Source organism: Microbacterium koreense, assembly GCF_042677105.1.
GTDB classification, from domain to species: Bacteria; Actinomycetota; Actinomycetes; order Actinomycetales; family Microbacteriaceae; genus Microbacterium; species Microbacterium koreense.
The window spans coordinates 2,304,598-2,323,728 of record NZ_JBHTIM010000001.1 but is presented as its reverse complement, the minus strand read 5'-3'; the positions used below and the strand labels follow the sequence as shown (position 1 = coordinate 2,323,728).

At 67.8% G+C, this 19,131-nt stretch carries 16 protein-coding genes; 10 read left to right on the top strand and 6 right to left on the bottom strand.

Features of this window, described 5'->3' with window-relative positions:
• Window positions 1-2 precede the first annotated feature (2 nt).
• On the top strand, window positions 3-1,028 hold the full coding sequence (locus tag ACFQZV_RS10900; RefSeq protein WP_378749446.1) for a YihY/virulence factor BrkB family protein: 1,026 nt from the start codon (window positions 3-5) through the stop codon (window positions 1,026-1,028).
• On the opposite strand, the gene ACFQZV_RS10895 is transcribed toward ACFQZV_RS10900, so the two are convergent.
• Together ACFQZV_RS10895 and glgP are read right to left on the bottom strand one after the other, a co-directional pair.
• Entirely contained in the window at window positions 1,016-1,747 is a 732-nt protein-coding gene (locus tag ACFQZV_RS10895; protein ID WP_378749444.1) for a glutamine amidotransferase, read from the bottom strand. The two genes, ACFQZV_RS10900 and ACFQZV_RS10895, sit on opposite strands and share 13 nt — an antisense overlap.
• A complete protein-coding gene (glgP, locus tag ACFQZV_RS10890) occupies window positions 1,744-4,308 on the bottom strand; it encodes an alpha-glucan family phosphorylase (RefSeq protein ID WP_378749442.1) in 2,565 nt (854 codons plus the stop codon). Before glgP ends, ACFQZV_RS10895 begins: the two co-directional genes overlap by 4 nt.
• A gap of 72 nt (window positions 4,309-4,380) precedes the next feature.
• Between glgP and ACFQZV_RS10885 the strand changes: the two genes are divergently transcribed.
• Window positions 4,381-4,608 carry a response regulator gene (locus ACFQZV_RS10885; protein WP_378749440.1) on the top strand — a complete coding sequence of 76 codons (228 nt, stop codon included), beginning with the start codon at window positions 4,381-4,383 and terminating at the stop codon, window positions 4,606-4,608.
• Window positions 4,598-5,230, top strand: a complete 633-nt coding sequence (locus ACFQZV_RS10880) for a CYTH domain-containing protein (protein WP_378749438.1) — start codon at window positions 4,598-4,600, stop codon at window positions 5,228-5,230. Before ACFQZV_RS10885 ends, ACFQZV_RS10880 begins: the two co-directional genes overlap by 11 nt.
• Before the next feature lie 77 nt (window positions 5,231-5,307).
• Here ACFQZV_RS10880 and lpdA read toward each other — a convergent pair whose 3' ends face one another.
• On the bottom strand, window positions 5,308-6,705 hold the full coding sequence (gene lpdA, locus ACFQZV_RS10875; RefSeq protein WP_378749436.1) for a dihydrolipoyl dehydrogenase: 1,398 nt from the start codon (window positions 6,703-6,705) through the stop codon (window positions 5,308-5,310).
• Between the two features lie 9 nt (window positions 6,706-6,714).
• Entirely contained in the window at window positions 6,715-7,386 is a 672-nt protein-coding gene (locus tag ACFQZV_RS10870) for a copper resistance CopC family protein (protein WP_378749434.1), read from the bottom strand.
• A 281-nt stretch (window positions 7,387-7,667) separates the two neighbouring features.
• Here ACFQZV_RS10870 and ACFQZV_RS10865 point away from each other — a divergent pair, with 281 nt between their 5' ends.
• The 3 genes from ACFQZV_RS10865 to ACFQZV_RS10855 all read left to right on the top strand — a co-directional run bounded on the left by ACFQZV_RS10865 (window position 7,668) and on the right by ACFQZV_RS10855 (window position 9,467).
• Window positions 7,668-8,144 carry an FHA domain-containing protein gene (locus ACFQZV_RS10865; protein ID WP_378749726.1) on the top strand — a complete coding sequence of 159 codons (477 nt, stop codon included), beginning with the start codon at window positions 7,668-7,670 and terminating at the stop codon, window positions 8,142-8,144.
• The gene (gene ftsR / locus ACFQZV_RS10860) at window positions 8,144-8,830 is read left to right on the top strand and encodes a transcriptional regulator FtsR (protein WP_378749432.1); all 687 of its coding nucleotides are present in this window, start codon (window positions 8,144-8,146) and stop codon (window positions 8,828-8,830) included. The genes ACFQZV_RS10865 and ftsR overlap by 1 nt, the downstream gene beginning before the upstream one ends.
• A gap of 94 nt (window positions 8,831-8,924) precedes the next feature.
• Window positions 8,925-9,467 (top strand): MerR family transcriptional regulator, encoded by a 543-nt coding sequence (locus ACFQZV_RS10855; RefSeq protein ID WP_378749430.1) that lies wholly within the window; start codon window positions 8,925-8,927, stop codon window positions 9,465-9,467.
• Between the two features lie 86 nt (window positions 9,468-9,553).
• Here the strand turns inward: ACFQZV_RS10855 and ACFQZV_RS10850 are convergent, their stop codons facing one another.
• Window positions 9,554-10,354, bottom strand: a complete 801-nt coding sequence (locus ACFQZV_RS10850) for a ParA family protein (RefSeq protein ID WP_378749428.1) — start codon at window positions 10,352-10,354, stop codon at window positions 9,554-9,556.
• 72 nt (window positions 10,355-10,426) lie between these two features.
• Here ACFQZV_RS10850 and ACFQZV_RS10845 point away from each other — a divergent pair, with 72 nt between their 5' ends.
• Genes ACFQZV_RS10845 through ACFQZV_RS10835 form a run of 3 tightly spaced genes read left to right on the top strand, consistent with a single transcriptional unit; the run spans window position 10,427 to window position 15,927 of the window.
• Complete coding sequence (locus ACFQZV_RS10845) at window positions 10,427-13,834, top strand: pyruvate carboxylase (RefSeq protein ID WP_378749426.1); 3,408 nt, start codon at window positions 10,427-10,429, stop codon at window positions 13,832-13,834.
• A 48-nt stretch (window positions 13,835-13,882) separates the two neighbouring features.
• Window positions 13,883-15,436, top strand: coding sequence for a MinD/ParA family ATP-binding protein (locus ACFQZV_RS10840; protein ID WP_378749424.1), 1,554 nt, complete (start codon window positions 13,883-13,885; stop codon window positions 15,434-15,436).
• Entirely contained in the window at window positions 15,436-15,927 is a 492-nt protein-coding gene (locus ACFQZV_RS10835; protein WP_378749422.1) for a peptide deformylase, read from the top strand. Before ACFQZV_RS10840 ends, ACFQZV_RS10835 begins: the two co-directional genes overlap by 1 nt.
• A gap of 234 nt (window positions 15,928-16,161) precedes the next feature.
• Here the strand turns inward: ACFQZV_RS10835 and ACFQZV_RS10830 are convergent, their stop codons facing one another.
• Window positions 16,162-17,988 carry an AMP-dependent synthetase/ligase gene (locus tag ACFQZV_RS10830; protein WP_378749420.1) on the bottom strand — a complete coding sequence of 609 codons (1,827 nt, stop codon included), beginning with the start codon at window positions 17,986-17,988 and terminating at the stop codon, window positions 16,162-16,164.
• Window positions 17,989-18,185: 197 nt separating this feature from the next.
• Here ACFQZV_RS10830 and ACFQZV_RS10825 point away from each other — a divergent pair, with 197 nt between their 5' ends.
• Window positions 18,186-19,130, top strand: a complete 945-nt coding sequence (locus ACFQZV_RS10825) for an ROK family protein (protein ID WP_378749724.1) — start codon at window positions 18,186-18,188, stop codon at window positions 19,128-19,130.
• Window position 19,131 lies beyond the last annotated feature (1 nt).

Here is a 19,131-nt window from a genome sequence, read left to right as displayed (position 1 = left end):
ACATGAGCACGAAAACGTCCCCGACAACCGAGGCGTTGATCCCCCGGGCCATCGCCTGGGCGCTGTCGCTGCGTCCCGTGCGCGTCTTCCTGCACTACAGCGAACACCGCGGGCCACTCCTCGCCGACAGCGTCACCTACCGTGCGCTGTTCAGTGTCTTCGCCGCGGTTCTGCTCGGATTCTCGATCGCCGCCCTGTGGCTGGCCGGCAACCCGGTCGCCTGGCAGGCGCTCATCGAAGCGGTGGATGCCGCGATCCCGGGCCTCGTCGGCCCCGGAGGCATCATCGACGCCGACGAAATACCGCCCCTCGCCGGGTTCACCCTGGCGGGCATCATCTCGCTCATCGGACTCGTCGCCGCGGCGATCGGCGCGATCGGGTCCTTGCGCACCGCGCTGCGCATCCTCGCAGACGACGTGCACGACGATCTGCCGTTCTTCTGGGTGTTGCTGCGCAACCTCGCGCTCGCGATCGGCATCGGGCTGGCGCTCGCCGCCGCGGCAGCCGCCATGGTCTTCGCCGACCTCGGAATCGGACTCGTCACCGGCTGGCTCGGCCTGACTGCCGACGATCCGGTCGCGGTCTGGACGACACGTGTCGTCGGCATCCTGATCGTCTTCGTCCTTGACGCGTTCGTCGTCGCCGCGCTCTTCCGTGTGCTCTCCGGCGTGCGCGCGCGTCCGCGAGCGCTCCTCACCGGCGCCGTCATCGGCGGTATCGCCCTCACCGTGTTGCAGCAACTTTCGACGTGGTTCGTGGGTGGGGCGGCATCGAACCCGCTTCTGGCGACCTTCGCCGCCTTGATCGCCCTCTTGCTGTGGTTCAATCTCTCGGCTCAGGTGATCCTGATCGCGAGTTCGTGGATCATCGTGTCCACCCGAGAAGCCGATGACCGCGTACGCGCCCGCTACGGTGCGACCACCTTCGCCCAGCGACGAGTGCAGACCGCCGAAGATGCCGTCCGCGTGACGACCCGCGACCTCGAGAATGCGCGGGCCGCACTCGAGGAGGAACGTCAGCGCGCGTAGCGCTCGACGAAGGTGCGTAGCAGGCGACTCGGATGGGCCACCGCCGCGCGACGGACGGCGGAGAGGGTCAACTCGAGCTCGTCGGCGGCGAAGTATCCATGGCCGGCGTAGGCGTGGATCCGCGTCGTGATCCCCTCGACGTCGAGCTCCGGGTGGAACTGGGTTGCATACACGTTCGCGCCGACCCGGAACATCTGAACCGGGCACGTCGGCGACGAGGCGAGCAGGGTGGCGGACGGGGGGAGGGCGCGGATCGCCTCCTTGTGTCCCACGAAAGCGTGGAAGACCGGAGGGATGCCGGCAAGGAGCGGATCGGTCCGGCCTGCCTCCGTCGCCGTCACCTCCACCACCGAGATCGGTTCGGAGTAGGTGTCGTCGATCGTCGCGCCCTGATGGGCACCGACGGTGCCGATGCCATAGCACGCGCCCAAGAAGGGGAAGTCCCGGGCCACCACTTCGTCGAGGAGCCGGGAGAACTCTGACTCGACACGACGCTGTACCGGCGACTTCTTCTCTACGGGGTCGGACGCGTTGAACGGCCCCCCGCCCACGAAGATGCCCGAGACGTCCGCGAGGTCGAGATCCGGCATCGGTCCGGCTTCGAGTCGGATGCGGATCAGATCGCGCTCGTCGAGTCCCGTGTAGCGCAGGAAGAGCTCGTACTCCTCATCGGCAGGCAGGTCTTCGGCTCGCGTGGCGAGCAGGACGAACGGCTTCACGATGCGTACGTCACGAGGCCGAGCTCGACCGGCGACACCAGTTGCGGGTGTGTCGGCACGGCGCGCACAGTGTAGCCGAACGTCCCGGTGATGCTCAGCGGCAGGGTTCCCGCGAACGTCGTCACCCCGTCGACAGGGTCGCCGAGCGGCGTGAGCGGCTGGAGGGTGCGATCGCCCGCGAGCGCGTCGTCGGCATCGGTCGCGCCGTAGACGAGTTCGACGGCGACATCGGATGCGGCGAGGCCGTCGAGTCGCACGTGCGCGCGTACCTCGAGGGTGTCTCCCGCCTGCGGCTGGTCGGGAATGCCCGAGCTGTCCACCGATTCGATGCGGACGTTCGTCCACGCCGACCGCACCCGGGCGACGAAGTCGGCAAGACCGCGCGCCTCGGCGAATCCGTCGGCGCGCAGCGCCGCGGCGTGGACGGCCGCCGGCACGTACAGACGGGTGACGTAGTCGCGGACCATCCGGTCGCTCGTCGCCTTGGTTCCGAGGTCCGTCATCGTATGGCGGACCATCGCGAGCCACCGCGGTGGGACGCCGTCTTCGCGGTCGTAATAGGTCGGAACGAGCTGATGCTCGATCAGGTCATAGAGCGCAGCGGCCTCGGCATCGTCGCGCTCCTCGTCGCCGGCTGCGGTGTCAGCGGTCGGGATCGCCCAGCCGTTCTGGCCGTCGAACCACTCGTCCCACCAACCGTCGAGGATCGACAGGTTGAGCGCGCCGTTGAGCGCGGCCTTCATGCCGCTCGTCCCGCATGCCTCGAGGGGGCGCAGCGGGTTGTTCAGCCAGACATCGCACCCGGGGTAAAGCGTCTTGGCAAGCGCGATGTCGTAGTCGGGGAGAAACACGATCCGGCCGCGGACGCGCGGGTCGCGACTGAAGCGCACGAGCTGCTGGATGAGGAGCTTGCCGGAGTCGTCGGCCGGGTGCGACTTGCCGCCGATGACGATCTGCACGGGCCGCTCGGGGTCGGTGAGCAGACGCGTCAGGCGTTCGGGGTCTCGGAGCATGAGCGTCAGCCGCTTGTAGGTCGGCACACGTCGCGCGAACCCGATCGTCAGCACCTCAGGATCGAGCATCGTCTCGATCCACGCCGGGGCGATGCCCGACGGTGTGTCTGCGCCGATGGATGCCGCGACACGGCGTCGCGCCTCGGCGACGAGTTCGCCCTTCATCGCGGTGCGGATGGCCCACAGTTCTGCGTCACCGATCGCACCGCGATCGTTCCAGTCGTGCCGGTCGGAGTGCGCGTCGCCGAAGACCTGCTCGCTCAGACCCTTGATGGCCGGGTGTACCCACGTGGGTGCGTGGACGCCGTTCGTGATCGACGTGATCGGCACGTCGTCGGTGTCGACGCCGGGCCACAGCGCCCCGAACATTCCGCGGCTGACTTCGCCGTGCAGCTTCGACACCCCGTTGGCATGCTGGCCGAGGTGCAAGCCGAGCACAGCCATGTTGAAGACACCGTGGTCGCCGGCCTTGTACTCCTCGAGACCGAGCGCGAGGGCGCGGGTCGCGTCGAGGTCTTCGAACAGGCCGCTGTCGAGGAAGGTGGCGATGAGGTCGCGGGGGAATCGATCGATGCCCGCGGGGACGGGGGTGTGCGTCGTGAAGACCGTGGACGCGCGCACCTGCATGAGGGCGGCGTCGAACGACAGACCGTCATGGGTGATGAGCTCCGACATCCGCTCGAGCCCCTGGAACCCGGCGTGCCCTTCGTTGGTGTGGTACACGTCCGGCTGGGGTCGGCCGGACAACTCGCTCCACGCGCGGACCGCTCGGACCCCGCCGACCCCGAGAAGGAGCTCTTGCAGCAGACGGTGTTCACCGCCCCCGCCGTAGAGCCGGTCGGTCACCCGGCGCATGTCCTCGGTGTTCGACGGTGTCTCCGAATCCAGCAACAGCAGAGGAACCCGACCGATGTCGGCCACCCACACTCGCGCGTGCAGACGCCGATCACCCGGAAGTTCGAGGCTCACCTCGACGGGTGTGCCGTCGACCCCGCGCAGCAGGGTCAACCCGAGACCGTAGGGATCCAGCAGCGGGTAACTCTCGCGCTGCCACCCGTCATCGCCGATCGACTGGCGGAAGTACCCGGCTCGGTAGAACAGTCCGACGCCGGTGAGGGGTACGCCGAGATCGCTCGCGCTCTTCAGGTGGTCTCCCGCGAGGATGCCGAGACCGCCGGAGTACTGCGGCAGCGAGCCATCGACGCCGAACTCGGGCGAGAAGTAGGCGATGTGCGCCGGTTTGGGGTCGACAAGTTGCTGAAACCATCGGTCGCCGCGCAGGTAGACATTCAGACGTTCGTGCTCGACCTGCACCCGCGCGACGAAATCGTCGTCGGCGGCGAGCTCATCGAGTCGTTGTTGCCCCAACGCTCCCAGCATGCGCGCGGGGTTCTCGCCGACCTCTTTCCATATGTCGGCGTCCATCGAGGCGAAGAGGGAGTGAGTGGCACGACTCCACGACCACCGCCAGTTCGATGCGAGCGTGTCCAGCGGCGCAAGGCGCGCGTCGAGGACGGGGCGGACGGTGAACGTTCGGATGGCCTTCACGCGACGATTCTAGGGGTCGTGAAAACGCTTGCATGACCACCCATGGCCGAGGCGCGAGAGTAGGCTCGTCGCATGGCAATCGCACGTCTGCACGGAGGCCCGCTGGACGGGCAGATCATTCCGCTCGATCCGTCGATCGAGGATTCGTACATCGCGCCGTACGGCGAGGGGCAACTCGTCTACGAGCGAGAGGGCGAAGACATCCATACCGGCGACGACGACGGGCCGACCGAGGCACGATTCGTGTTCGTCGAGACGACGGAGCCGATCGACCCGGATGTCGACGGGCGTGACGACTGACCCGTCGCAACCGACGCGCTCGATCGAGATCGAGCTGAAATTCGACGTCGATGCCGAGACACCGGTTCCTACCTGGAACGGCGTCCCGGGCGTGATCGAGATCTCTTCGGGCGAGGTTCGCGAACTCGATGCCCTCTACGTCGATGACGCTGCCGTCTCACTCGGGCGTGCGGGCTACGCGCTGCGGCGTCGCACGGGCGGTCCCGACGCCGGTTGGCACATCAAGGGACCGCGCGGTGACGACGGCGGGCGCGTCGAACTGCAGTGGCCGCTGACCGACGGCGACACCCCGCCGGCGCATGTCCAAGCGGCCGTCGCGGCGGTGTCGAGTGGTCCTTTCGTGCCGCTTGCCCGAATCCGCAACCGTCGGACGGTCTACCGTCTGCTCGCCGCGAGTGGCGAGATGGTCGCGGAGTTCGCCGACGACCAGGTGGACACGCGAGACGAGCGCACCGGCACGATGCGTTCCTGGCACGAGTGGGAAATCGAGCTCGGGCCCGCCGGACCGACCGGCGACGCGGAGCGTGCGGCGTTCTTCGAAGCGGTAGAACGCGCAGCGCTCGCTGCCGGCGCACGCTCCGCGACGAGTGCGTCGAAGCTTGCGCGAGCTGTCGACCACTGAAGCGACGCCATACGAAGCGACGGCCCGCACATCATCGGTGATGACGTGCGGGCCGTCGCTTCGTGCGGATCGAGCCGTCAGAGGTTGATCATGTGGCCGGCGAGACCATGGAAGGCCTCCTGGACCGCCTCGGACAGCGTCGGGTGCGTGTGCACGTTGCGGGCAGCCTCGAGTGCGGTGAGGTCCCACTTCTGGGCGAGAGTGAGCTCGGGCAGGAGCTCCGAGACGTCGGGGCCGATCAGGTGTCCGCCGAGAAGCTCGAGGTGCTCGCCGTCGGCGACCAGCTTCACGAAACCGACCGGTTCGCCCAGGCCATTCGCCTTGCCGTTGGCAGAGAAGGGGAACTTCGCCACCTTGACGTCATAGCCGGCCTCGCGTGCTTGCTCTTCGGTCAGTCCGAAGGAGGCGACCTGCGGCGAGCAGAACGTCGCGCGCGGCATCATCCGGTAGTCACCGAGCGTCATGGTCTCGGCATTGCCGATGGTTTCCGCCGCGACGACGCCCTGTGCTTCTGCGACGTGCGCGAGTTGGAGCTTGGCCGTGACATCACCGATCGCATAGATGTGGGGGACCGACGTGCGCATGTGGTCGTCGATGTCGATCGCTCCGCGATCAGTGAGCTTCACGCCCGTCTTGTCGAGACCATAGCCCTCGACGTTCGCGGCGAAGCCGATCGACATGAGCACCTTGTCGGCCTCGACAGAACCCTGCGTGCCGTCCTTCGCGGTGTAGGTCACCGTCACCTTGTCGCCGCCGTCTACGACGGTCTCGACCTTGGTGGAGGTGAGGATCTCGACGCCGAGCTTCTTGTACTGGCGTGCGATCTCCTTGGAGACATCGGCATCCTCGTTGGGCAGTGCCCGGTCGAGGAACTCGATGATCGTCACCTTGACGCCGTAGTTGGCCAGCACGAACGCGAATTCCATGCCGATGGCGCCGGCGCCGACGACGACGATCGAACCGGGCAGATCGCGCGCGAGGATCTGCTCCTCGTACGTGACGACGTTCTCGCTGAGGGTCACACCAGGCAGAAGTCGTACGGTCGACCCCGTCGCGATGATGGCGTTGTCGAAGGTGACGCGCTCCGACGAGCCGTCGGCCTTTGCGACATCGATCGTGTTCGCGTCGACGAACGTGCCACGCCCGTCGTACTCGGTGACCTTGTTCTTCTTCATCAGGTAGTGGATGCCCTTGACATGGGTCTCCGCGACCTTTCGGCTGCGGTCCCATGCGACGCCGAAGTCGAATTCGACGTTGCCCGAGATTCCGAACAGGTCGGCCTTGTGGGTGAACTGGTGCGCCAGGTCGGCGTTCTTCAGCAACGCCTTGGAGGGGATGCAGCCGACGTTGAGGCACACACCGCCCCAGTACTTCTCTTCGATGATCGCGACCGAGAGGCCGAGCTGTGCGCTACGGACCGCCGCGACGTACCCGCCGGGGCCCGCGCCGAGGATGACGACGTCGTAATGAGGCATGACTCCAGCCTATCCCTCGGAGCTCGGACTCGACCCGTCGCCGCCGGCCTCGGCAGCCGACTTGCGCCGTGCGCGGGAGACGATCAGGTAGGCGGAGGCCGCAACGACCAGCACGCCGAGCACGGCGACGATGATCCAGGGCACGACAGCCGAGCTGTCCGACGCTGCGGCTGCATCACTGGCCGTCGGCGTGGGTGTGGCTTCGGTCGGAGTCGGGCTCGCGGACTCCGTCGGCTCCGTCGTCGGGGTGGGGGTCGGAGTGGGCGTGGGCGCGGAGGAGACCGTGAACACGATCTCGCCCGAAATCGGGTGCCCGTCGCTGGAGACGACCTTCCACAGCACGGTGATGTCGCCTGCCGTCGTGACGAGAGAAGCATCCAGCGGCTGGATGAGCACGTTCTCTTCGGTGTACGGCTCGTCCGTCATCAGCTCGGTGCCCGCGGCATCCGTCACGACGACTTCGGACGCCCCCGGCTCGGGAGAGATCACCGCGCTGAAGGTGAAGGTCATCTCATCGGGTAACGCTGAGACCGTGGTGCCGTCGGCGGGGTCGGATTCGAGCAGCTCGTCATGGGCGGCGGCAGGCGCGGCCGTGACGACCACTCCGACGAGGACGACGAAGAAGGCGAGGAGCGCCGCCGATACGCGGCGCACGGTGGGGGAAAGGGTCGGTGCGATCACACCTTGAGCCTACCTTCGGCAATCTCTGGGCCACTCTGACGGTGAGCGAACCTGGGTCTGTGCGGGGTCGACAGGGGCCCGCTGAATCAGTAGGTTCTTCACTCAGACCGAGCGACGCATCCGGGGGTGGGGCACTCGGGCGAAGCCCGGACTCCGGGCAGGGGGAAATCGAGTCGTTCAGGCGACGGATCGTCTCGTTGCCGACCGTCGAGATCGGTTAGGCTTGCAGGACGCAGGAGGAGGACCACGTGGAGGACAACCGTCGGCACGAGCCGGACGAGATCCGCCGGGTTTCCGGTGCCGGTGACGACCGCGCCGACGCATCGCCGGGCACCGACACGACACAGACGTTCGGACACGAATCCGACCTGTCGTTCGTGCCGTTCGGCAGCGATCTCTCTGCGGCCGAACTCGAGGCGATCGACGCGTTGCCGCACGGCGCCGCGCTGCTCATCGTCCGTTCCGGGCCGACCGCGGGGGCGCGATACCTGCTCGACACCGACGTGACGACCGTCGGACGTCACCCCGAGGCCGACATCTTCTTCGACGACGTGACCGTGTCACGACGTCACGCTGAGATCACGCGCCAGGAGGCGTCGTTCGAACTCGTCGATCAGCGCTCGCTCAACGGCACGTATGTCGACGGTGATCGCGTGGATCGCGCGGCGCTGCGCAACGGCGCCGAAGTGCGTGTCGGCAAGTTCCGGTTGAATTTCTTCGTCTCGCCGGCCGACCTCGCGCAGGCGCCGGACGCCTGATGGCGACCCCCTCTCCCCGCGAGCGCTCGTCGGCCGCGGGTCTGCTCAGCATTGGCCAGGTGCTCGCGAGACTGTCTCCCGAGTTCCCGGGCCTCTCGGCGAGCAAGCTTCGGTTTCTCGAAGTGCAGGGCATCGTCACACCGACGAGGACCGAATCCGGTTACCGCAAGTTCTCCGCCGCCGACGTCGATCGACTGCGGCTCGCGCTCACGTTGCAGCGTGACCACTTCATGCCCCACACGGTCATCCGGGACTATCTCGCCGACGTCGATGCCGGACGGCAGCCCGCACAGGCACCGACGGTACCGTCGATCGTCGCCGCACCCCGGCGCTACCGGCGTGAGGAACTGCTCGCTGCGGCCGGAGCCGCACCCCAGTTGCTCAACGACGCGATCGGCACCGGTGTCATCGCGGGTGCGCAGACGTATACGGACCAGCACGTCGCTCTGCTTCGCGCGCTCGTGGCCCTCGACCGCCACGGGATCGAACCGCGACACGTACGTGCCGTGCGGCAGAGTGCAGAGCGCGACGTCGCGCTCATCGAGTCGGCGCTCGCGACGCTGCTGCGTCGAACGGATGCGACGTCCCGAGGACGTGCAGCCGAAGCCGCCCCGGAGCTCGCGAAGCGCCTCGAAGAAGTGCGGGCGCTGTTCGTGAAGGCGGCGCTGGATGCGCTTCTCGAATGAGGCGGGCCGCGACACGCCAGAAGCGGATGTCATTGCCCGGGCGGCGGTGCTCATCTAGCGTTAGGACAGATCCGGTGACGGGAGGGGGACGGGCATGACTGCTCACGATGCAGCGGGTGACCAGTTCGCCGCCGAGCTCCTCTTCACCGACGGACTGCCGCAGATGGATGACGAAGTCGGCTATCGCGGTGCCATGGCCGCCCGTGCCGCGGGCATCACCTACCGACAGTTGGATTACTGGGCACGCACCGAACTGGTCGAGCCGACCGTGCGCGGCGCCTCCGGCTCGGGGTCACAGCGTCTCTACGGGTTTCGCGACATCCTCGTGCTCAAACTGGTGAAGCGCCTGCTCGACACGGGTATCTCCCTGCAGCAGATCCGAACGGCGGTCGAGCAGCTTCGTGCCTCCGGCATCCGTGATCTCGCCGGCACGACGCTCATGAGCGACGGTGCCTCTGTGTACCTGTGCACGTCGAACGACGAGGTGATCGATCTCGTCAGTCGCGGGCAAGGTGTCTTCGGTATCGCCGTCGGCAAGGTGCTTCGTGAGGTCGAGACGACGCTGGTCGAGTTCGACCCGCAGGTTCCCGATGCCGTCGACGAGCTCGCTGCCCGTCGCGCCGCACGCTCCGCCTGAACCGGCCCCGTCGGTCACGACCCGACGCGCACCGTTCCTCCGTCGGCTGCGCGCTGACGCCCGATGTCGCGTGGGTCTGCCCGCGCTCAGGTAGCGGGCGTCGGGATGCGCCCCGTGCGCATCACGCGGTCCAGGAGCGCATCGAAGTCCGCCGCGAGTTCCTGGGCGGAGTCGCCGGGCCAGATGTGCAACGGCTTGGCCGCGCCTTGGGCCTGCTGCAAAGAGGTGCGCTCCGGCAACTGCGGCGAGAGCACGAGCGGACCGAACATGTCGCGCAATTCCTTGATACGGAACTGGTGCTCGATCGACTGCGGGCGCACGCGGTTGACGACGATGCCGAGCGGCTGGAGGCGCGGCGAGAGTCCGCGACGGATCTCCTCGATCGCACGCAGCGCGCGGTCGGCCGCCGCAACCGAGAACAGCCCGGGTTCGGTCACGACGATGACGCGGTCGCTGGCGGCCCATGCCGTCCGCGTGAGGGCATTGAGTGACGGCGCACAGTCGATGAGGACGAGGTCGTAGTCCGGTTCGATCGTGGCGAGAGCTTCTTCGAGCTTCCACACGTCGCGCACGCTCGGGTGAGGGCCGTCGAAGTTGATCGCCGACGGGCTTCCGATCAGCACATCGATCGTGCCCGGGTGCACCTTCGCCCAGCCGCTGGAAGTGATCGCCTGACGAACGACCTTCTCTTTCGGGTTGGCCAAGACATCCGCGATGTTCAGACGCCCCGCGACCTGGATGTCCATACCTGTCGAGACATCCGACTGCGGGTCGAGATCGACCACGAGCGTGCGGACACCTCGTGCGAACGCCGCGGAGGCGAGACCGAGAGTCACCGTCGTCTTACCGACCCCGCCCTTGAGTGAGCTCACCGAGAGTACGTGCACAAGGCCCTACGTTACCGTCCCCTAGGCTGAGAGCACACTTTGCCCACCGTCGGGTTGATCTGCGAGGTACACATGTTCCGAAAGATCCTGGTCGCCAACCGAGGCGAGATCGCCATCCGAGCCTTCCGGGCCGCGTTCGAATTGGGCGCGCGCACGGTGGCGGTCTTCCCTTACGAAGACCGCGGCTCACTGCATCGGCAGAAGGCCGATGAGTCCTACGTGATCGGTGAGCAAGGTCATCCGGTACGCGCCTACCTCGACGTCGACGAGATCATCCGTGTCGCGCTCGAAGCGGGGGCTGACGCGATCTACCCCGGTTACGGATTCCTCTCGGAGAATCCCGAGCTCGCCGCGCGCGCGGCCGAAAACGGGATCACCTTCATCGGCCCGCACGCGCAGGCGCTCGAGATGGCCGGCAACAAGGTCACCGCCAAAGAACACGCGATCGCCGCGGGCGTGCCGGTCCTGAAGTCGACGGCGGCGTCGGACGACGTCGACACGCTCGTCGCGCAGGCCGCCGACATCGGCTTTCCGATCTTCGTCAAGGCTGTCGCGGGTGGCGGCGGGCGGGGGATGCGGCGCGTCGAGACCGCCGAAGAGCTGCCGCCGGCGATCGCCGAGGCCATGCGCGAGGCCGGTGCGGCGTTCGGAGACGCGCGGGTCTTCCTCGAGCAGGCGGTCGTGCGTCCCCGCCACATCGAGGTGCAGATCCTCGCCGACGGCACGGGGCACACGGTGCATCTGTTCGAACGCGACTGCTCGGTGCAGCGTCGCCACCAGAAGGTGATCGAGATCGCCCCCGCGCCGAACCTCGACGACGAACTGCGGCAGCGCATCCATCGTGATGCCGTGGCGTTCGCCGAGTCGATCGGCTATGTCAATGCCGGAACCGTCGAGTTCCTCGTGGACACCGCCGGTGAGCGGGCGGGGCAGCACGTCTTCATCGAGATGAACCCTCGCATCCAGGTCGAACACACCGTCACCGAAGAAGTCACCGACGTCGACCTCGTTCAGACCCAGATGCGAATCGCCGCTGGACAGACACTCGACGAGCTGGGGCTGAACCAGGGCGATATCGTCCTGCGCGGGGCGGCGCTGCAGTGCCGCATCACGACCGAAGACCCTTCGCAGGGTTTCCGCCCCGACACCGGACGCATCACGACCTACCGGTCGCCCGGTGGGGCCGGCATCCGTCTCGACGGAGGCACCACCGCCGCGGGTTCCCAGATCAGCCCGCACTTCGATTCGATGCTCGCGAAGCTCACCTGCCGTGGGCGCGACTATCCGGCCGCCGTCGCGCGGGCCAAGCGCGCCCTCGCCGAGTTCCGCATCCGGGGCGTGGCCACGAACATTCCCTTCCTGCGTGCCGTGCTCGATGATCCGGCGTTCGTCGAAGGCGACCTCAGCACCGCCTTCATCGAGGAACGCCCGCGGCTTCTCACCAGCCACCCGTCGCGCGACCGTGCGACGAAGCTCCTGAATTGGCTCGCGGACGTCACCGTCAACCGTCCCTACGGTGAGAAGCCGGTTTCCGTCTCGCCCGGAAGCAAGCTGCCCCCGATCGACCTTTCCACGCCCGTCCCCTCGGGCACGCTCGACCGGTTGCGCGAACTCGGGCCGGAGGGCTTTGCCCGCGCCCTGCGCGAGCAGAAGGCGCTCGCCGTCACGGAGACGACGTACCGCGATGCCCACCAGTCGCTCCTGGCGACCCGCGTGCGCACCCGCGATCTCGTCCGCGTCGGGCAGCACGTGGCCCGCATGACGCCCGAGCTCCTCTCGATCGAGGCATGGGGTGGAGCCACCTACGATGTCGCTCTCCGGTTCTTGGCCGAGGACCCGTGGGAACGCCTCGCGGCGCTGCGCGAGACGATCCCGAACATCCCGATCCAGATGCTCCTGCGCGGACGGAACACCGTCGGCTACACCCCTCGTCCCGTCGAGGTCACCGATGCGTTCGTCCGTGAAGCGGCCTCGACCGGTGTCGACATCTTCCGCATCTTCGACGCGCTCAACGATGTCGACCAGATGCGCCCGGCCATCCAATCGGTCCTCGAAACGGGCACGGCGGTGGCCGAGGTCGCCCTGTGCTACACCTCCGACCTGCTGGATCCGTCCGAGAAGTTCTACACCCTCGACTACTACCTGCGTCTCGCTGAGCGGATCGTCGAGACCGGTGCCCACGTGCTGGCGATCAAGGACATGGCCGGTCTCGTCCGTCCCGCCGCGGCCGCGAAGCTCGTCACGGCACTGCGCGAGCGGTTCGATGTGCCCGTCCACCTGCACACGCACGACACGGCGGGCGGGCAGCTCGCGACGCTCCTCGCCGCCAGCGCGGCAGGCGTGGATGCGGTCGACGCCGCCGCCGCGCCCCTGTCGGGCACGACGAGCCAGCCGTCACTGTCGGCTTTGGTGGCCGCGCTCGCCCACACGGACCGCGACACCGGGATCGACCTGCAGGCGGTCAGCGATCTGGAGCCGTACTGGGAAGGTGTGCGCAACCTGTACCGTCCGTTCGAGTCCGGCCTTCCGGGGCCCACAGGACGCGTCTACCACCACGAGATCCCCGGTGGCCAGCTGTCCAACCTCCGTCAGCAGGCGATCGCGCTAGGCATGGCCGACGACTTCGAGCGCATCGAGGACATGTATGCCGCCGCCGACCGCATCCTTGGACGCATCCCGAAGGTGACGCCGTCGTCGAAGGTCGTCGGGGACCTCGCCCTCGCGCTGGTCGCAGCCAACGCCGACCCCGCCGACTTCGCCGAGAATCCGCAGAATTACGACATCCCCGACTCGGTCGTGGGGTTCATGGCGGGGGAGTTGGGCGACTTGCCCGGCGGCTGGCCCGAGCCGTTCCGCACGAAGGTGCTCGCCGGCAAGGATGTTCGCATCGAGGTTCCCCCGCTCACCGAGGAGGAACGCGAAGGGCTGGCCGGTGATGCGCTGACGCGGCGGCAGACGCTCAACCGACTGCTGTTCCCTGGACCGGCGAAGGAATTCGAGCGCAACCGCGAGACCTACGGCGACCTGTCCACGCTCGGTACGCCCGACTACCTCTACGGATTGAAGCCGGGCGAGGAGCACGTTGCCGAGATCGACCCGGGCGTGCAGCTGTACGTCGGCCTGGAAGCCATCGGTGAGGCGGACGACAAGGGCATCCGCACCGTGATGACGACCTTGAACGGACAGTTGCGGCCGGTGTACGTGCGCGACCGCAGTATCGCCGTCGACGCGCGTGAAGCCGAGAAGGCAGACACGTCGAAGCCGGGCCAAGTCGCGGCACCGTTCGCCGGGGTCGTCACGATCAAGGCAGTCGTGGGCGACACCGTCACGGCCGGTCAGGCGGTCGCATCCATCGAGGCCATGAAGATGGAGGCGGGCATCACCGCTCCCGTCGACGGCGTCGTCGAACGCGTCGCGATCGGGCAGACGCAGCAAGTCGAGGCGGGAGATCTTTTGGTCGTCGTGCGTCCCTCGCAGTAGCCTGGTCGGCGGCAACCGCCACGTACCCGTGCTCTTGGAGACTCTGCAGTGACGCCCGATCGACCCGACCAGCCCGCCGAGGACGCCGTCAACGGCGTGCTTTCCGACACCGGAAACCTCGACACGTCGGGGATCGGCATCCTGGGTGCCAACACCGCGCAGTTCCGCGTGACCCTGCCGTCCGACGACGACGATGAACTCGATGACGACGTCGTCGACGACATCCCGTACCCCGAGACGTTGACGGATGCTGCTCCCGCTGCGCCCGTGGAGGACGTGACGACCGAGACCGCCGAGGGCGAGATCATCGACGTAGGCGAGCCCACCACCGTCGAGACCGCGCGAGATGAGGACGTCGTCGATGCGGATCTCGCGGACACGGCGCCGGAAGCCGACGCGACGGAGGCTGAGATGCACGCAGAACAGGTCCCGATGAAGCCCGCGCAGGACCGGGACGACGACGCCGTCGCCGAGTCGCCGACGCGCGTGGACGAGCCCGCACCGACGACGGGGAGCACGCCCACCACCCGGCGCGAGGCACAGCACCCCGAGACCGCGGCGCACCTCGAGCGTTCTGCCGCACTTGCGCGCGCCGCCGCGACGCGCAACGAGGTCGCTCTCTCGTCCAAGCGACTGGGCGAATTCGAACCGGGTCGCGAGAGCGCCGATCTGCTCACCGCCGACCGTCTGCTCGATCCGCATCAGATCGTGCGGCCTGAACCCGAAGGGGCGTGGCAGCACTTCGTCTATACGTTGTCGGGCCGACGGATCAACCTCGGCGACGGAAAGCGGGCGCGAGCACGCAAGGCTCTGGACCGCCGCATCGCCGCGCCTCTCGCAGGTGGCGCCCGCTTCGTACCGGTGCTCTCACGCAAGGGCGGGGTCGGCAAGACCACGATCACGACCCTTCTCGGGATGGCGCTCGCCGATGCCCGCGACGACCGCGTCATCGCCGTCGACGCGAACCCCGACCGCGGAACGCTCGCCGAGCGCATCGGCCGACAAAGCGGCAAGACGGTGCGCGACCTCGTCCGCACGAGCGGCGACGTCGCCGGTTACAACGACCTGTCCACGATCGTCGCGCGTGACGAGACCCGTCTCGACGTGCTGGCATCCGACAGCGATCCCCGCGTATCCGAAGCGTTCAGCGATGAGGATTACGACGGTGTCGCGACCTTGGCTGCGCACTACTACTCGATCGTGCTGACCGACACGGGCACGGGCATCGTGCACTCTGTGATGGAGTCGACGCTCGAACTCGCCGACGAACTCGTCGTCGTGGCGGGGCTCAGCGTCGACGAGGCACGACTGGCCTCCGAGACGCTGACCTGGCTCGATACCAACGGATACGCCGAACAGGTGCGCAACGCCGTCGTCGTGCTGAACAATGGCAGACCCGGTGCGCCCCTCGTGCGCCAGGACGAACTCGAAGCACATTTCCGCACCCGCGTTCGCGCAGTCGTGCGGATGCCGTATGACCCGCACATCGCCGCGGGCAGCGCAATCAGCTTCAAGGACCTCCAGCCGGCGACCCGCGAAGCTGCCCGCACGCTGGCCGCGACCGTCGTCGAGGGGCTGCGCTCCCTCACGCCCGCCGCCTGATGGCGGTCCGAGCGATCCGACTCTTCGGCGACCCGGTGCTGCGCGCGCCGAGCGCCGAGATCGGCGACATCGACGACGGTGTGCGCGCGCTCGTGCAGGATCTTCTCGACACCGTGGCCCTGCCTGGGCGCGCAGGTGTTGCGGCCCCGCAGATCGGCGTGGGCCTTCGCGCGTTCAGCTACAACATCGACGGCGACATCGGGTACGTCCTCAACCCCGTCGTCACCGAGGTGCGAGGAGAGCCCGAACCCGTGGGTGAAGGGTGCCTGTCGGTTCCCGGGCTCTGGCACGATGCACTGCGCCACCCCTGGGCACAGGTGACGGGGATCGACCTCGACGGTGCTCCCGTCGTGCTCGAGGGTGACGGGCTTCTTGCCCAGGCTCTGCAGCACGAGTGCGACCATCTCGACGGCATGCTGTACCTGTCGCGGCTCCCCGCCGACACGCGGCGCGTCGCGATGCGCGAGATCCGCGAGAGCGACTGGTTCTGACCCGGGCCCCCGGCATCCGCTCACCACGCACCGCCGCGCACCGACCCGCGCCCTCTCCTCGGTACATCTGCCGCTCGTCGGCTCAGATGATGAGCCGAGCGGAAGCAGATGAGCCGAGAACACGTCGAGGGGGTAGGCGAGAACGGGCGAGGGAGAGGGAAGGGGCGCGGAGACAGCCACGCGCAGAGAGAAGCGGCCCCGGGGAGAGAACCCCGGGGCCGCTTCGTGTCGGTGTCAGCCGAGCGAGACGTTCGTCGTCTGGACGGGCACGTTGTAGAGCTCGTCGATGTCGGCGGCGAAGTCCGCCATGATCACGTTGCGCTTGATGCTCATCTTCGGCGTCAGGTGGCCGCTGGCCTCGGTCCACTCCGTCGGCAGGATCACGAACTTGCGGATCGACTCCGCCCGCGAAACGCCACGGTTCGCGCGGTCGATGGCCTGCTGCACCTCGGCGCGCACCGCGTCATTCTTGGCGGCATCCTCGAGGCTCATGTCGGCCGGGAGGCCGTTGTTCGCGAGCCACGTCGGCAGCATCTCGGGGTCGAGCGTCACCAGCGCCGCGATGAACGGCTTCTGGTCACCGACGACCACGACCTGGCCGACGATCGGGTTGGCGCGGATCGGATCTTCCAGCGCGGCGGGGGCGACGTTCTTGCCGCCCGCGGTGACGATGATCTCCTTCTTGCGGCCGGTGATGCGAAGGAAGCCGTCGTCGTCGAACGAGCCGATGTCGCCCGTCTTGAACCAGTCGCCGTCGAACGCCTCGGCGGTGGCCTCGGGGTTGCGCCAGTACTCACGGAAGACGTTGATGCCGCGCACCTGGATCTCGTCGTCCTCACCGAGACGGACGCCGACGCCGGGAAGCACGGGTCCGACGGTGCCGATCTTCGACTTCTTGGCGAGGTTCACCGTCGCCGGTGCCGTCGTTTCGGTGAGGCCGTAGCCCTCTAGGATGACGACGCCGAGGCTGTGGAAGAAGTGCCCGAGCCGCGCGCCGAGGGGAGCGGAGCCCGAAACGGCGTAGGCGACGCGTCCGCCCATGGCCTCACGCAGCTTGCTGTAGACCAGGCGGTCGAACAGCGCGAACTTGATCTTCATGCCGAAGGGGATCTTCTTGCCCTCTTCGAGCAGTCGCGAGTGTTCGATCGCCGTGGCAGCGGCGGCGCGGAAGATCTTGCCCTTGCCTCCGGCTTCGGCCTTCTGCTCGGCCGAGTTGTAGACCTTCTCGAACACGCGCGGCACCGCGAGCAGGTAGCTCGGTTTGAAGGATCCGAGGGCGGGCAGCAGTTGCTTGGTGTCGGGCTGGTGGCCCGTCTTGACGCCGGCGTGGATGTTGAGGATCGAGATGAACCGCGCGAACACGTGCGCCGTCGTGATGAACAGCAACGTGGAAGCGCCGGGCTTCTCGACGACCTCGTTGAGGGACTTCGCGGAGTTGCGGCAGAGCTCGACGAAGTTGCTGTGGGTGAGCACACACCCCTTCGGCTTGCCGGTGGACCCCGAGGTGTAGATGAGGGTGGCGATATCGTCGCCGTTCGCGAGGTTGCGGCGGCGTTCGATCTCGTCGTCGGAGACGTCCTTGCCCTGCTCGGCGAGGCTGGCCAGCGCACCCTCGTGCATGCCCCACACCGAACGCACGAGCGGCAGGTCGCCGCGCACCTCGTCGACGCGGGCCAGGTGGTCCGCGGACTCGACGATGCACGCGACGGCGCCTGAGTCGCTGAGGTACCAGGCGATCTGGCTCGCGGAGCTCGTCTCGTAGATGGGGACCATCACCCCGCCGGCGAAGAAGATCGCCATGTCGACGAGCGTCCACTCGTAGGTGGTGCGTGCGACGAACCCGATCTTGTCGCCGGGCTCGATTCCGGCGGCGACGAGACCCTTGGCGAGGGCGACGACCTCGGCGAGGAAGTCGGATGCCGAGATGTCGCGCCATCCCTCACCCGCCGGCACGGCGAACAGCGCCATGTTGGGCGTTTGCTTGACGCGCTCGACCAAGAGGTCGGAGATGTTCGCCTGCGGGTCTGCGGGAACGATCGCGGGAACTTCGAATTGGACCACGGCAACTCCTTCGGTACCGGTGCGGATGTACAGCGGCTCGGGTGTATCGAGTCTATCTCTCCACGCCGATCGCGGGAGAAAGTTCTCGATGAGACGGGATCCCAGTGTAGGTGATCCTCCGTACCATCCTCGGTCGGGTGAGGTGCCGGTGGATAGACTGCATGACGGTTCGCGCACGCGAAGCGGAAAGGACTGCGGTGCTCAAGGTCGGGATCGACATCGGCGGAACGAAGATCGCCGGCGGCGTCGTGGACGCCGAGGGGCGCATCATCGAGCGGATGCGGGTGGAGACGCCGACCGACGTGGCGGACCTCGAGCGAGCGGTCGTCGACATGGCGAACGCGCTCCGAGAGCGTCACGATGTCACCGCGGTCGGGGTTGCCGCGGCCGGATTCATCGACGCCGAACGGGCGACGATCATCCACGCGCCGAACATCGCCTGGCGCAACGAACCACTCAAGGCCAACCTCGAGGCGCACATTCCGGTTCCCGTGACCATCGAAAACGACGCCAACGCAGCGGGATGGGCCGAATTCCGGTTCGGCGCCGGGCGCGACGTCGAACATATGGTGATGCTCACGATGGGCACGGGTGTCGGTGGAGCGGTCGTCCTCGACGGCCAGCTCTACCACGGCGGGCACGGCATCGGCGGAGAGCTCGGACACATGCGGTTCGAACGCAACGGCCTGCTGTGCGGGTGCGGTCAGAACGGATGCCTCGAGCAGTACGCGTCCGGGCGGGCTCTGCAGCGCGAGGCGAACGCCATCGCGGATGCGGGGGGCATCGGAACGGCGCTGGCCGAGCTGCGGAGCGAGCAGGGCTCGATTCCCGGCCCGGCGATCTCGGGGCTGATCCTCGCCGGTGACCCGGGCGCGACCGAGGCGCTGCGCCGTGTCGCGACGGCCCTCGGCGAGGCGTGCGGCGGGTTCCAGGCGGTGCTGGACCCCCAGGCGTTCGTCATCGGCGGCGGTGTCGCCCAGCTGGGAGAACACCTGCTCGGGCCGGTTCGGCTGGCGTACGAGACCTCCCTCCCCGGATTCGGGGACCGGCCGATCGCGACCTTCGCCGTCGCCGAACTCGGAAACGACGCCGGACTGATCGGCGCTGCCGACCTGGCCACGGCGGCGGACGAAGGGGCGTAGC

What these genes read in the sequence shown, in the direction of transcription:
- lpdA (WP_378749436.1), bottom strand. Translation starts at nt 6,705, where the DNA reads ATGCCTCATTACGACGTCGTCATCCTCGGCGCGGGCCCCGGCGGGTAC.
- ACFQZV_RS10885 (WP_378749440.1), top strand. Translation starts at nt 4,381, where the DNA reads ATGGCAATCGCACGTCTGCACGGAGGCCCGCTGGACGGGCAGATCATT.
- ACFQZV_RS10855 (WP_378749430.1), top strand. Translation starts at nt 8,925, where the DNA reads ATGACTGCTCACGATGCAGCGGGTGACCAGTTCGCCGCCGAGCTCCTC.
- ftsR (WP_378749432.1), top strand. Translation starts at nt 8,144, where the DNA reads ATGGCGACCCCCTCTCCCCGCGAGCGCTCGTCGGCCGCGGGTCTGCTC.
- ACFQZV_RS10835 (WP_378749422.1), top strand. Translation starts at nt 15,436, where the DNA reads ATGGCGGTCCGAGCGATCCGACTCTTCGGCGACCCGGTGCTGCGCGCG.
- ACFQZV_RS10845 (WP_378749426.1), top strand. Translation starts at nt 10,427, where the DNA reads ATGTTCCGAAAGATCCTGGTCGCCAACCGAGGCGAGATCGCCATCCGA.
- ACFQZV_RS10900 (WP_378749446.1), top strand. Translation starts at nt 3, where the DNA reads ATGAGCACGAAAACGTCCCCGACAACCGAGGCGTTGATCCCCCGGGCC.